Source organism: Emticicia sp. 17c (assembly GCF_037153985.1).
GTDB lineage: Bacteria > Bacteroidota > Bacteroidia > Cytophagales > Spirosomataceae > Emticicia.
On sequence record NZ_JBBAYI010000006.1, the window covers coordinates 230,983 to 245,056 of the forward strand.

Here is a 14,074-nt window from a genome sequence, read left to right on the forward strand (position 1 = left end):
CATATCAGGCCGACAAGTAATTACAAATAACCTGTGCATACAAAATCCCTAATAAGGCTTCTGGAAGTACACCCTCCTGTTTTCTGGATTGTTGTTGAAAAAGACTAAAAATAACATTTGTTTTGTGACATCGTTAAATGCAACTACTTGAGAAGGCTATGCTATAAACGCTGTGAATAGTCCAACTCAAAAAATGTTTTCTAAAACGTCTTACATTAACTTTAATCGCGCCAAATTTCTTGGATTAGCCCTAATTCTGATTTTTCAAGTTTGGTTTTGTTGCTTTGACATAAAAAATTTCCGTGAGCCTTTGTCAGACTACTGGAGTACTGATACCGAGCAATGGGAAAATATGAGTTACTATCTGGCAAAGCACCTCTCTTTTCCGGGTTATCCTAAACTGGAACTTACCAACAACGACCACTTCTATCCTTATGGGTCAAATCATGCTTTTCAGGGCTGGTTTCTGGAAGGCAACTACTTTTATACACTTTGTTATAATTGGTGGGGCAGTGGCCCGTGGTTAAATATCTATTATGCACTTAGTGTATTAATAAATGCCCTCGGAGTTTTTTTTCTGATAGGATACTTTTTTAATTACCAACGGGCTATATTGGTGGCATTGCTGGTCAGTTTCCTGAACTTCCATGCCCTTAACCGTTATCCGGCACATTTTGCTTATTCTATTATTCATTGGGCAACAATCAGTATATTTCTGGATTTTATCATTGTCAGAAAATTCGTCTATAAAGAATTTATAAGCCTAAGGCTAATACTCTTTAAAATCATGATTATGAGTCTGGCTTTAGGGCTAGACCTCGCCTATATTCTGGGTTTTGCCTTAAACTCCTTTTTCTTTTCGGGCTTGTTTCTGTTGTTGCTATGCATCAAGAAACAATACCGTATATATTTGCAGGGTATTGTGCGGCATTGGTATCATGAGGTGCAACCCCAAAAAACGCTGCTGGTAGCCATGTTACTCATTACAGGCATTGCGTGGTGGTTATATGTGCCCGTTATCTGGCAGGTTTTTAGTGCGGTTCGGCAATTTCATTTCGATTTTGCTGCGGGTTTTACGTGGGATATGCCCCTGCGTCTTTTTCTGCCTTATTTCAAATCTTTTAATGCCGCATATAATCCTTTTAAGGAGATTTTTCATGATAGGCCCGAAGGCTTGGGTTCTTTGAGTCCGGGGCTATTTTGTATGGCTATTGCAATTTTCGGATTTATTTACACGCCCCGAAAAGCAAGATGGGTCATGATTCCTTTCCTGATTTTTTTTCTGCTAGCCATAGGGAGCCATCCTGTCAGGTGGCCTATTATTCAGGCGTTGCCGTGGTGTAAAATGTATAGGGTTACCTCCAGAATAACAATTATCATCCCAATTTTTTGTAGTTTTCTGTTTTTAATGGCCGATTACAGCGCAATAAGGGTTTCCAGAAAAGCAATAATCATAAGCCTGATAAGCGTAATCGGAGTTGCCGAAACCTATACTGTTTTTGGTATGAGGTATAATAGGCCCGCTTATACTTTCGATGCTTCCTTTAAGCCTTATATTGAATATGTAAAAAAACAAAAAGGCGAGGCAGTTCTGGACTGGCCTTTTTGCGTAGCAGGTGGTAACGGGGTTGGTACGCTCGAGAATCTATGCCCTACCTATGAGAAAAGTAGCGGCGTGCATACCCTGAAACGTTTTCATGACAAGAAAACAATAGGCCATTACTATGGGCGCTTGCACCCTTCTTTAATACAGCCTTTTCTGGAAAAAGGCTGGAATAAAATGTTTGTTGGCGATAGCAAAGAATTTGGGCATTCGACACGCCTGATAAATAGTTTCACCCCAGAGCAGTGGACTTTCTTTACCGAGTTCTTTAAGAAAAACGATTTTGCAGGTATTAACCTGTATGTCGATTTACTTCCGGCCAATGAAATACAGGAGTTTTACAAAAGATTTGGGCAACCTACCAAAACGGCTGTTGTGCCAATAGCCGGAAAAGTGGTATTTATTCCGAAACCAAAAGAGTGGTTTAAAGAAGTAAATGTGGCTGAAGGTAAAAAATTGAGCCTTTCGTGTAACTGCAAAAAATAGACAGAAAAAATAACGGTCGGCCTAAAACCGGTTGTTACAGAGGTTTAACCGAAAGTATAAAAGCAAAATGTGGCTCGGCTGTGCTAAACGTTTGAGTAAGGGAGTATTTTTTTCGTCAGAATTATTAGCTAATTTTGACGAAACATTACCCGATAAAACCCGATGAAAAAAATAGTTTTAGCTATTACACTAACATTTGTCAGTTATTTGTCTTTTTCACAGACCCAGAAAATAGGTTATGTCTATGATGACTACATCATGGTTAATTACCATCAGGTGAAGGCACTACAAACCGAAGTAAGCAATAAAAGAGATGAACTAACCAAGCAATTGGAAGAAAAAAATAACGCCTATCAGGAGCGATACGCTCAATATCAGGCTTCTTTAAAAAGTATAGAAAACCTGACGACTGAATCGCTGAATGCATCTTTGCAGGAAGTGAAAGACCTGAAAAAAGTAATGGATGATTTTCAGGCGAGTGCCGAAGCAGAATTACAGACCCTTATCACAACAAAGTATCAGGTTATTCGCGAAAATGTAGATGCTGCCACCAAGAAAGTAGCCGCCGAAAAAGGATATAAAATTGTATTCAGACGCAATGTAGATGCTTCAAACAGGGAATCAACGCCAGTGCTACTTTATGCAAACGACAACGGAAGAGACAACCTTTCAGACGCGGTATTAATAAAACTTGGCAGTACGCCGCCAGCCAAACCACAAGAAACAACAACTCCGGCTAAAACAGCACCAAGTACGGCAAAGAAACCCACACCGAAAAAACAATAATGCCTAGCGTAACTTATCTGGTCTGAAATTCAAGTATTTTTATTTGAGCATCAGCACTGATATTTTTTGGATATAGTTTCAGAAAATGCTGTTTCATCATGTTTTTATGAAAGATTACAGCAATTAATAAAATTCAGATAACCAAAACGGGGTTTGATATAAAGTTATCAAACCCCGTTTTGGTTAGATACTGGTTTACTTCTTCCAGATTTCGTCAAAAGCCTCTTGTAGTACTTCTTTATCATCAAAATGGTGTTTTACACCTTTAATTTCCTGATAAGTTTCGTGGCCTTTTCCTGCTACCAGAATAATATCTTGCGGGCGTGCTATTTTTACCGCTTCAAATATAGCAGCGTGCCTGTCTTCAATTGTCTGAACCTTATTTACATAAATAGGAGGAACTCCGCTTTCCATCTGGCCAAGAATGGCAAAAGGGTCTTCATTACGAGGGTTGTCAGAGGTCAGGATAACCCTGTTACTAAACCTGCAAGCAATTTCTGCCATAATAGGGCGTTTGGTAGCATCGCGATTACCGCCGCAGCCCACAACTGTAATAATCTGCTGGTTGCCTTCTTGTAAATCCACAATAGTTTCCAGTACATTTTTCAGCGCGTCGGGGGTATGGGCGTAGTCTACAATACCTACTATATGGTTTTGTGAAACCACTTGTTCAAACCTGCCAGCGGGTGGCTGAATGTCAGATAACTGCATAAGTACTTCGTCGGGGTTTTCGCCTAATAAAACCGCAGCCCCATATACACCCAGTAGGTTATAAGCATTAAAAGCACCGATTAGCTTGAACCACACTTCCCGACTATCGATATCCATTTGTAGACCAAAAAGACCACACGCCAGAATTTTACCCTTAAAACTGCCAATATTACGCAGCGAATAAGACTCCTTTCGGGCGGCTGTATTCTGAATCATGACCTTCCCGTTTTTATCGTCGGTATTGACAAGGGCAAATGCCGATGCCGGAAGCTGGTCGAAGAAACCCTTTTTAGCCTTAATATAATTATCGAATGTTTCGTGGAAATCCAGATGGTCGTGGGTGATGTTCGTGAAAATTCCACCCGTAAAGTGTAGCCCTGCAATACGCTCCTGTACTACCGAATGAGAACTAACTTCCATAAAACAGTAGCGGACTCCTTTTTGCACCATCTCGTCGAGTAATTCGTTGATTTTTACCGAGTCTGGTGTGGTATGTGTAGAAGGGATAATTTCGTCGTCAATCTGGTTTTGCACGGTCGATAATAATCCACACCGATGACCCAGTTTTCTGAATAGCCTGAAAAGCAAAGTAACTGTTGAGGTTTTGCCATTAGTACCCGTAACACCAACCAGTTTTAATTTTTTCGATGGATTTCCATAAAAATTGGCTGCCAGAAAGCCCATCGCACGGGCCGAGTTTTCTACTTTAAGGTAGGTTACGTTTTCGTGCCGGTTTTCAGGAAAATGCTCACATAAAATAGCCGATGCACCCAACTCAATGGCTTTTTCGATGAACTGGTGGCCGTCTACCTGTGTGCCACCAATGGCTATAAACAAGCTACCCTGTTGTACTTTTCTGGAATCAAAAATAAGGCTGTTGATATTTATATCGGTTTTACCCGAAACAGCCTGTAAAGATACTTTATATAGAATGTCGCTTAGTATCATAAGAAATGTTTTTGATAAATTATATGGTTTTATTTTCGATGGGTTTCAAAATTTTGAACCCTTATCCGGTTGATGGATTCGCAAATATATTACATATAAAACTTATTTTTCTGCCCTTGTGTAACCTCTATTCTACTGTAAATGTATAGCTTCCGCTTAAAACCTCAAAAATTGCTTTACCGTTTTCAACTTTCACGAAGTTAATGCCCGGTAGTTTTACTTTTGGAGCTTTGTTGCCCGTTAAAACCAGTTTATCGCTCTCTTTGATAACGGCATTTGTTTTACCTGCCAACGGTAGCTGAATCTGTGCCGAGGTATTAGCCGGAACGTTTACCTTCAAGGTAAATTTAGTGCCTTGTAAAGTCCAGTTTGAGCTAATCGGGCCGTAACCTGATTCATATTTACCCTCGGCCCACGTTAAGTCTCCGGCGGGCATAGGCGCAATAATAAAATGTTTGAATCCTGAACTTTGAGGGTCAACTTTTATACCTGCCAGATACGCGTACATCCATTCACCGATAGAGCCATACGCAAAATGGTTCCGGGAGTTCATGCCCTCGGGTTTTTCGGTGTCAGAGTTCCATAATTCCCACATGGTTGTTGCGCCCTTCTCGACCATGTACCCCCAACTCGGATACGTCTTTTGCGTAGCTACTTTAAAGGCCAGTTCGTGTTCGCCGGCATCGCTTAAAGTAGGTAAAAGCATTTCGGTCGATAAAAAGCCCGTGGTGAGGTGGTCGTTTTTGGCACGTACATTAGCTGCAACGTTTTTGGCAACGGCTTCGCGGTCGGCAGGAGTAGTAATTCCGAGGCTTAGCGGAATCAGGTTTGCGCCCTGTGTTTGCCCTTCATAATTTTTGCTTTTGGCATCAAAATATATTTCGTTGTATTTGCTGGCTACTTTGGTGGCAATGTCGGCGTATTTCTGGGCATCGGCTGTTTTGCCTAAAACTTTTGCCATTTCGGCCAGTAGTTTGTTTGAATAAAACTGATAACTGCCACCAATGGGTTTCGTTGGCGATTTCTCGACCGGAACCCAGTCTCCATAGCCATAAAAATCACCCGCCTGAAAATAATAGATACCGTCTTTTTTGGTATTAGGATGATTATTCATGTATTCGACCCAACGTTTCATCGGCTCATAATTTTCTTCAATAATGCGTTTGTCGCCATAAAACTGATACATTCGGTAAGGTACAATCACGATGGCATCGCCCCATGCAGGTTTCGATGGCCCCCCCACTACAATTTTAGGGTTTACGTCATACACATACCCCGTTGAATGCTGTGAGTCGGCAATGTCGCGCACCCATTTGGCAAAAAAGCCATTCATTTGCATAATATAACTAGCTGTTGGAGCAAAAATCTGGGCATCGCCCATCCAACCCAAACGTTCGTCTCTTTGTGGGCAGTCGGTTGGTACACTGTGCATATTGCTGCGTTGGCCCCAAGTAATATTTTTATAGATACTGTTCAGTAACTCGTTCGAGCAGGCAAAACTTCCGGTAAATGGCACATTATTATGAATCACTTTGGCCACAAGGGTATTTTCGTCGGGCTTTTTGGGCAAGCCTTCAACCTCAACATACCGAAAGCCATGATACGTGAATTTTGGCTCCCATTCTTCAACGCCATAACCTTTCAGAATATACTTGTCTGTGGGGCGGATACTCCTCAAATTAGCTTGGTCGGCCAGTCCTTTATCTGTCAGAAGCTCCGCAAACTTCATTTCTATTTCTTTACCCGCCTTGCCTTCAACTTTCAGATGCGTAAAGCCTACCAGATTCTGACCAAAGTCAAAAACAAAATGTCCTTTACGTGGCTCTGTTATCTTAATGGCTTTTATTTCTTGCATTACCTGAATCTGTGGTGCAACAGAGGCAATTAACTGAGCATCTTTGGTGCTGAAAGTTCCGGCTTCATCATTGGTGTTGTCTTGTTCTTTGGGGCCGAATAAAGTAGTTTTATTGCTGGCATCATCCAGAAGAGTGGCGTTTTCCCAGTCTTTGCCGTATTCCAGTCTGCCGTCGTATACTTCGCCATTATATAAGCTGTTCGATACAATAGGCGAGAGGCGTGTTTTCCAAGAAGCATCTGATACTACGGTTTGCCTTGAGCCATCGTAAAACTCCAGTTCCAGTTGAAACAGTAATCGGCAAGGGCCGTCGCTGTAAGCAAACTTGCCACCACCCCAGCCTAGCCCGCTGCTCCACCAGCCGCTGCCGAGGGTAGCTGTAATAAAATTGGTTCCGATGGTGAGGTCGTCTCCGGCAATTTCGTAGGTTTGGTAATGTATGGTTTTTAGGTAGTGTGTCCAGCCGGGTGTGAGCACATCCTGCCCTACTTTTTTTCCATTAAAAATCAGGTGATACGCGCCCAACCCTGTTACATAAATTCTGGCTCTGACAGCCCTTTTGGCTAGCTGAAATTCTTTTTGTAGTTCAACCGCTTTGGGCGGGCGGCCTTCGGTTCCTTTTTTGCCAATCCAGTGCGCCGACCAGTCGGTTTTTTGTAGTAGCCCCATTTCCCACCATGCGTTTGTACTATAAGCAGAGGGTTTGTTTTTCTCATTCCAGACTTTAACTTTCCAGAAATACCTTTTGCGTGATTCGAGCGGTTTGCCGCCATAAACTACCCAAAGAGACTGGTCTAATTTTACCATGCCTGAATTCCAGACATTGCCGTTATCTTTTTTCAGGTTTTCTTCTGTATCGGCTACCAGTATCTGATACGCAGTTTGTTTGGTTCCACGCGTAGGAGAGGTAATTTGCCACGATAAACGCGGTTTAGGAGTATCTAACCCTAGTGGATTATCGGAATATTCGCAGCGAAGTTTTTCTACATTCTGTGCGTAGGTCAGCGTAAGGGCAAAGAAAGTAATAAAGGAAAAAACGAGTTTTTTCATGGGCATTGCAAAAAGGGGTGTAACGTATTTTTAAAATCGCATTCTGCTTTTGAACTCATCCAGACACCTGAAAACCTCAAAAGTCAGGTCATAATCATTGGCAGTAAGAATGAAGTTTTCGGGTAAATTACAAAATTTCATAAAGTCTTTTAAATCCTGCCCTTTAAGTTTGGTTACATACGAAACATATTCAGGATTGTAGCGGTACTCAACCAGCAGTTTACGTAAATCTTCCTGTTTCATGGCTTCCAGCTTGCGGCGTGTTTTACCTTCTTTGCTAAAAAGCTGGTATAAACCGTCTATTGAAATACCAATACCACCAGGGGTAGACGTATTGGTGTTAATGAGGTTAGAAATATCTTTCCATTTCAGTTTGGTTGAGGCTTCGGGGGCAGCCAGTAGCTCATCAATCTGCTTCCGAATAATTTCCAGACGGCGGTCTTTTATCACAACTTCGGGCAGCATAATGGCTTCCTGTTTCATTTCGAGCAGAGGCTCAGTATTAACGCCGTCCCAAGCAATGCCAACAGTTCGGTAGCCCACCGACGATATTTTGATGGAGTCTCCGCGTGTGGCTCTTACCAGAAAATTGCCATTGGCACTTGTTTTAGTGATTTGTTTGGTATTTTTATTCACTACTGTGGCATCAGCAATACCCTTTTGTGTAATGGGGTCAATGGCGCGGCCCAGTACAAACGTTTGTTGTGCCGAAGCAGAATTAAAAGCTAAAAACACAAAAAAGAAAGTGGGCGCAAGTATAGAGGGAGCCAAACCGGATTTTCTGACAGAAAAAAGACGAAACAAGCCTACCCCGAAAACCGAACGGCTGTTATTAAAATATCCGCGTTGCTGCCAGAACAAGATATACAGATACCCCGCCTGACTATTTTTGCCAATAGTGCTATTTGATGTGTCCATTCAAAATTACGTATTTAACTTCTTTGCCTTTCGTTAAAACAAAGTTGGCTTTCTCGTCGAGGTTCAATTCTTTATCCTGAATGTCTTCTTTTGACAAAGCGTAGGTTTTTATTAAATCGGGGAAATCGGCTAGAGGTCTTACCCTTAAGCCAGTAGCATCAATCTCTTTAATGCCCCAGAAGGTCGAAAGGTCGCCCATATCCTCAATAACGCTTTTAATTGTAAAACTGGTAGCTTTTCGGGTATTTTTTTCAATGAGGTCAATGGCAATGTCTTTTACAACAATTTTGCCTTTATAATCAAATTCGGCGTTCCGAATCAGTAAGTCGTACAAATAACGCTCGTTATTAGGCAGTTTTTCATAAGTAGCAAGTGTGTGGTGCGTATATGACTCCTCGGCAATGCTTTGTAAACCTGTCAGAATAGCCACAAAGTTCAGTTTTCTGATAAACTGTTTTTCAACATCATCTTTATATCCACCCGATTCAATCAGAATAAGGCTGCTTCCCCATTTCGACACGTTGTCGCCAAAGGCGCGTGGTTCATGTTCGTCGTTCCATCGTCCCAGATGCCCCGGAATAAAACCTTGCAGGGCTTCGCTCATCTGACAAATCACCTGCATGGCTTTGGTGCGTGTGGGGTTCCAGCTTCGTTCAAAATCGTACGCCGTAGCCAGAAATGAAACCGTTGCCTGTTTATTACTGCGCCCAGCACTATAACGGGTGTTTTTATCGTGCAGGTTAAACGAAAACTCAGGCTTCAGGTCATCCTGCAATTGTTTCAGCAGTTTGCCTTCAGGAGTCTGGAAACGCAGCGCATCTCGATTCATGTCTATCTCGGTGGCTGTGCGTCGCTGGTATCGTTCGGCGCCATCAGGGTTGAGCATCGGTACAAAATAAATGGTACTTCTGCTTAGAATACTTTCTCTGAGTGCATCAAAACCATCGTTTTTGCCTTGAAAAAACAGAAAAATATCCAACAACGCCATGGTGGCTGTTGGTTCGTCGCCGTGCATCTGCGACCACAACAATATTTTCGTAGGGCCATTGCCCAGTTTTATCTGATAAATGTCTCTTTCTTCAAACGATTTACCCACTACGGTTTTCTCAAAAGGCAGTTTTTTAATGAGCGGAACCATATCCTTGTGCTTGAATCTGCGGTGAGTAATGGTTTTTTCCTTAAATGTCTCGTGTTGTTCAAACAATTGTTTCGAGAAATCCTTTGAAGGTTTTTGCGCAATCAATGACATACTTAATAAAATAAAATAAGCGGTAAGGGCAAAGTTAAGCCGTTTGAGAAGAAGAACCATAAAATTGGAATTTTATTGATTAAGTGTACAAACAAATGTAGGGTTTATTTTATTAATATTCTGCCAGCCTGTTTAAGTAAAACCTAAAAATACGCCCTGTTTTATAGCAAATACACTAATAATTAGCCGATTTTCCAACTTCTTTATAAAAAAGAGAATCTTCATACAGTATAAGTAGTTTTATATTTTAACTAATCAAGGATTATGAAAAATCAGCTAAAAAACATTTCAACCATAACGTTGCTTTTGGGTATGGTATTAGTTCTGGCGTGTAAGTCAAGGCAAAATGAACCCGCGCCAGTAGTTAGCGAGCTTGCCTTTGAGGTAAGTGCCACAGCCTATGAGCAGGCCATTGCAGCCCGCACAAGTAGGCAATATGGTTTTGATATTAAAGAGATAAAACGCGAGGGTGACATCCTGAAAGTTTTTGTACGAGGGGGGTGCGATAAAAATAATTATAAAATCATCTGGGATGGTATCATGCGGAAGTCATATCCGTTAACGCTGTTTTTTGTGATAAGCTATGAAAAAAGCACCGGCGTTGAATGTGCCGCCGAACTTGACCATGTGCTGGAACTTAACCTCAAAGAAAAACTTGGCGATGTTTACACTACCCAGCCGTATCATATTCTGTTGTCGAACGGCTCAAAAGTTTATGATAAAGTAATTACTCCTGATGGTATCGTAAGCGACAAATAAGCAGATAAAAACAGGAATAAATCATAACATAAGCCAATGCTACAAAGGTTTGATACCTAAATGATGCAACAAAAGAAGTTTAGCATTAAATTTACCACCAAAAGTAGGAATCATAATTAACCCGAAGAAAATGTCCATAGCTGAAATATACGAGAAGTTTAAAACCTGTACGGGTGTTTCGACAGACACCCGCCAGATAGGTGAGGGGGTAATGTTTTTTGCCCTTAAAGGTGATAAATTCAATGCCAACGAATTTGCGCAGGAAGCCCTTGCCAAAGGAGCCAAATATGTAGTTGTTGATGAAGAAAAATATGCTGTAAATGATGCCTGCATTCTGGTAAAAGATGTGCTGTATACACTTCAGAAACTGGCTAATTTTCATCGCCAGCACCTCGGCATTCCGTTTGTAGGCTTGACAGGCTCAAACGGAAAAACTACTTCAAAAGAACTGGTTGCCACGGTTTTATCAAAAAAATATAAAACATATTATACCAAAGGTAACCTGAATAACCACATAGGGGTGCCACTTACGCTGTTGGGTATTGACAACACCTACGAAATAGCCGTAATAGAAATGGGCGCAAACCATCAGGGAGAAATAAGAGACCTGTGCAATATCTGTGAGCCTACGCACGGCTTTATTACTAACGTCGGCAAAGCCCATCTGGAAGGTTTTGGTGGAGTTGAAGGCGTTAAAAAAGGGAAAGGAGAACTGTACGATTTCCTTGCGAAGTCGGGCGGAACAGTATTTGTCAATGCCAAAAACGACAACCTGACGGCAATGGCAAGTACACGCAAGTTCAGAGAAACAATCAATTATCTGGCCGACGATTCAGTGCTATTGCTCGAAGACTCACCGTTGGTTGTGTTCTCAACACAAACGCCTACCCACGCGCCCCAAACCTACACCACGTATTTGCCAGGGTGGTATAATTTTGAAAACATTGCCGCAGCTATTGCTATTGGTAATTTCTTCGGGGTGCCGGTTGAGCAGGCTTCGGAAGCTGTAAGTGCTTATAACCCTGATAACAATCGCTCTCAGATTATCGAAAAAGGAACGAATAGCATTCTGCTGGATGCCTATAACGCGAATCCGTCATCGATGGCGGCGGCTATTCAGAATTTTATTAATCTGCAAACCAATAAACAAAAAGTGGTGATTCTGGGAGATATGTTTGAACTAGGCGACGACGCTCCGGCCGAGCATCTGGCTATTGGTGAACTGGTAGCTAAAGGAAACTTTGATTTGGTTATTCTGGCAGGTAAATTAATGGCCTCGGCGCTCCCGCCATTGCCTAAAGCGTTTTATTTTCCCGACAAGTTTTCGTTACATAACTGGTTGCTCGACAAAAACATACAAAACGCATTTGTACTCATTAAAGGCTCACGCGGCATGGGCCTCGAAAGCACCCTGCCCTGTTTTAAATAGGTGTTTATACTCAAAAAAATCCTTTTATCAATTTTCAACAAACAAGAAAAATTTATTTGTTAAATTTTCGTTATAGATTCATTATAAATGGATTGATTTTTGAATCAACACATACAGAACCAAATATTTACCAAACAGAAGGAGATTAGACCTATGAGAAAGCGCCATATTTTATCCCTAGCCTTTTTGAGTGGAGTTATTGGTATTGTTTTTATTTCGGCAGTACCTCTGAACGATGACCCACCAAGCAAAAACGAAACAATTCTGCGTACAGTGGGAGCCATGCTCGAACAAGGGCATTATAGCCCCAAGAAAATAGATGATACTTTCTCAAAAGAAATTTTTGCCGAATACCTGAACCGTATCGACCCTAGCAAACGTATTCTGTTAGAGAAAGACATTAATAAACTACGTAAATATGAAACTCAGATTGACGATGAAATTCATGGCGCATCGTTGAACTTCTTCAAGGTTTCAGACGAAATTTATGTGAACCGCATTGCCGAAGCAGAGGAAATCTATAAACAGATTATTGATAAACCATTCGATTTCTCGAAAGATGAATCAATCGAGCTTGATTCGGATAAACTGGCCTTTGCTGCAAATGAGGCCGAAAGAAAAGACCGCTGGAGAAAATACCTGAAATGGCAAACCCTCGAAAGATATTCGGAATTGCAGGATTTACAGGAGAAAAATAAAGCTAAAGCGGACTTTGTAGCTAAAACCGATGCCGCTCTTGAGCAGGAAGCTCGCCAGAAGGTTAAAAAAGTAATGGATAAATACTTTGACCGCCTGAAAAACAAATTTGATGAGAATCAGAGATTTGCCATGCTTGTAAATACCATTACCAACGAAATGGACCCTCATACAGACTTTTTTCCGCCAGTAGATAAACGCGCTTTTGACGAACGCCTCAGCGGCCGCTATTTCGGTATAGGTGCTTTATTGATGCAGGAAGACGACAAAATAAAAATCAGAAGCGTAACCGCCGGAAGTCCGGCATGGAAATCGGGCGAAATTCAAGCAAATGATGTTATCCTGAAAGTTGCTCAGGGAGCCGCAGAACCCGAAGATATTACCGGATATACCACCGACGATGCCGTGAAAATTATTCGCGGAGCAGAAGGTACAGAAGTAAGGCTCACTATCCAGAAGCCTGATGGCTCTCAGAAAGTAGTGCCTATTATTCGTGCAGAACTCAAACTCGACGAAACCTTTGCCAGAAGTGCCATTGTTAACTCGGGTAAACATAAAATTGGGCTGATAGATTTACCAGCTTTTTATGCCGACTTCCAACGCCCGCAGGCAGCCCGTTGTGCTAAAGACGTGGCTAAGGAGGTAGAAAAACTAAAAGCCGAAGGTGTAGACGGTATAATTCTGGATATTCGTGATAACGGTGGCGGAAGCCTTCAGGAAGTAGTAAACATGGTAGGTTTGTTTATTAAAACAGGGCCCGTGGTACTAATCCGTGACCGTGCTGGCCGTCCTTCACAAATGAGCGACAACGACCCTTCGGTGCTGTACGATGGCCCACTGGTAGTTTTAGTAAACGAGCGCAGTGCTTCTGCTTCTGAAATTTTTGCTTCGGCTATTCAGGATTACAAACGTGGGGTAGTGGTTGGTTCTTCGTCAACTTACGGAAAAGGAACCGTACAAAGAGCGTTCCCTGTTGGTGGTGGCGGCACAGGTAGTGGCGCGGGCGATTTAGGAGCCGTACACCTGACTTTACAGAAATACTACCGCATTAATGGCGGTGCAACCCAGTTAAAAGGAGTAGAATCTGATATTGTGTTGACAGGTGTTTATGAGGCCTACAAAATGCGCGAAAAAGATTCGCCTAATGCACTGGCTTGGGACGAAATGCCGCAGGCTTCATACCAGACATGGCAGGCCGCACCAGATGTGAGCCTCTTGCAACAAAAAAGCAAAGAGCGGCTGGCAGCTAATAATGTATTCAAACAAATAGAAGACAATACTAATATTCTGGCAGATAACCGTAAAACTTCACGCTCGTTAGAGTGGCAGAAGTACAAAGTACAGTTGAAAGAAATAAAAGATGTTTCGGGTAAAGTACGTGACCTTACCAAACTGAAAGATAACCTGACGGTTAATAATCTGGCCTCAGATTTGACCGTAATCAATTCTGATTCATTGAAAAAAGACCGTAACGACTTCTGGATTAAGTATCTTAAACAAGATGTGTATCTGAATGAAACCATACACGTAATGGACGACATGATTCAGCAAAAAGGAATGGCCGTTAAAAACTAACATATACGC

The 14,074-nt window shown here is 41.9% G+C and carries 9 protein-coding genes; 5 read left to right on the top strand and 4 right to left on the bottom strand.

Going from position 1 to position 14,074, the window contains the following annotated elements; all coding sequences use genetic code 11:
• The first annotated feature begins 193 nt into the window (after positions 1-193).
• Positions 194-2,089, top strand: a complete 1,896-nt coding sequence (locus WAA15_RS13780; protein WP_337043359.1) for a hypothetical protein — start codon at positions 194-196, stop codon at positions 2,087-2,089.
• Positions 2,090-2,251: 162 nt separating this feature from the next.
• Complete coding sequence (locus WAA15_RS13785) at positions 2,252-2,875, top strand: OmpH family outer membrane protein (RefSeq protein WP_337043360.1); 624 nt, start codon at positions 2,252-2,254, stop codon at positions 2,873-2,875.
• Positions 2,876-3,070: 195 nt separating this feature from the next.
• On the opposite strand, the gene WAA15_RS13790 is transcribed toward WAA15_RS13785, so the two are convergent.
• The 4 genes from WAA15_RS13790 to WAA15_RS13805 all read right to left on the bottom strand — a co-directional run bounded on the left by WAA15_RS13790 (position 3,071) and on the right by WAA15_RS13805 (position 9,666).
• The gene (locus WAA15_RS13790) at positions 3,071-4,534 is read right to left on the bottom strand and encodes a UDP-N-acetylmuramoyl-L-alanyl-D-glutamate--2,6-diaminopimelate ligase (RefSeq protein ID WP_337043361.1); all 1,464 of its coding nucleotides are present in this window, start codon (positions 4,532-4,534) and stop codon (positions 3,071-3,073) included.
• A 127-nt stretch (positions 4,535-4,661) separates the two neighbouring features.
• On the bottom strand, positions 4,662-7,439 hold the full coding sequence (locus tag WAA15_RS13795; protein ID WP_337043362.1) for a family 78 glycoside hydrolase catalytic domain: 2,778 nt from the start codon (positions 7,437-7,439) through the stop codon (positions 4,662-4,664).
• Between the two features lie 30 nt (positions 7,440-7,469).
• Positions 7,470-8,357: a carboxypeptidase-like regulatory domain-containing protein gene (locus WAA15_RS13800; RefSeq protein ID WP_337043363.1), complete on the bottom strand. Its 888-nt coding sequence runs from the start codon at positions 8,355-8,357 to the stop codon at positions 7,470-7,472.
• Entirely contained in the window at positions 8,341-9,666 is a 1,326-nt protein-coding gene (locus tag WAA15_RS13805; RefSeq protein WP_337043364.1) for a M14 family zinc carboxypeptidase, read from the bottom strand. The genes WAA15_RS13800 and WAA15_RS13805 overlap by 17 nt, the downstream gene beginning before the upstream one ends.
• 204 nt (positions 9,667-9,870) lie before the next feature.
• Here WAA15_RS13805 and WAA15_RS13810 point away from each other — a divergent pair, with 204 nt between their 5' ends.
• The 3 genes from WAA15_RS13810 (at position 9,871) to WAA15_RS13820 (ending at position 14,065) form a co-directional block, all read left to right on the top strand.
• A complete protein-coding gene (locus tag WAA15_RS13810; protein WP_337043365.1) occupies positions 9,871-10,365 on the top strand; it encodes a hypothetical protein in 495 nt (164 codons plus the stop codon).
• A 130-nt stretch (positions 10,366-10,495) separates the two neighbouring features.
• The gene (locus WAA15_RS13815) at positions 10,496-11,794 is read left to right on the top strand and encodes a UDP-N-acetylmuramoyl-tripeptide--D-alanyl-D-alanine ligase (protein WP_337043366.1); all 1,299 of its coding nucleotides are present in this window, start codon (positions 10,496-10,498) and stop codon (positions 11,792-11,794) included.
• 153 nt (positions 11,795-11,947) lie between these two features.
• Positions 11,948-14,065, top strand: a complete 2,118-nt coding sequence (locus tag WAA15_RS13820) for a carboxy terminal-processing peptidase (protein ID WP_337043367.1) — start codon at positions 11,948-11,950, stop codon at positions 14,063-14,065.
• Positions 14,066-14,074 lie beyond the last annotated feature (9 nt).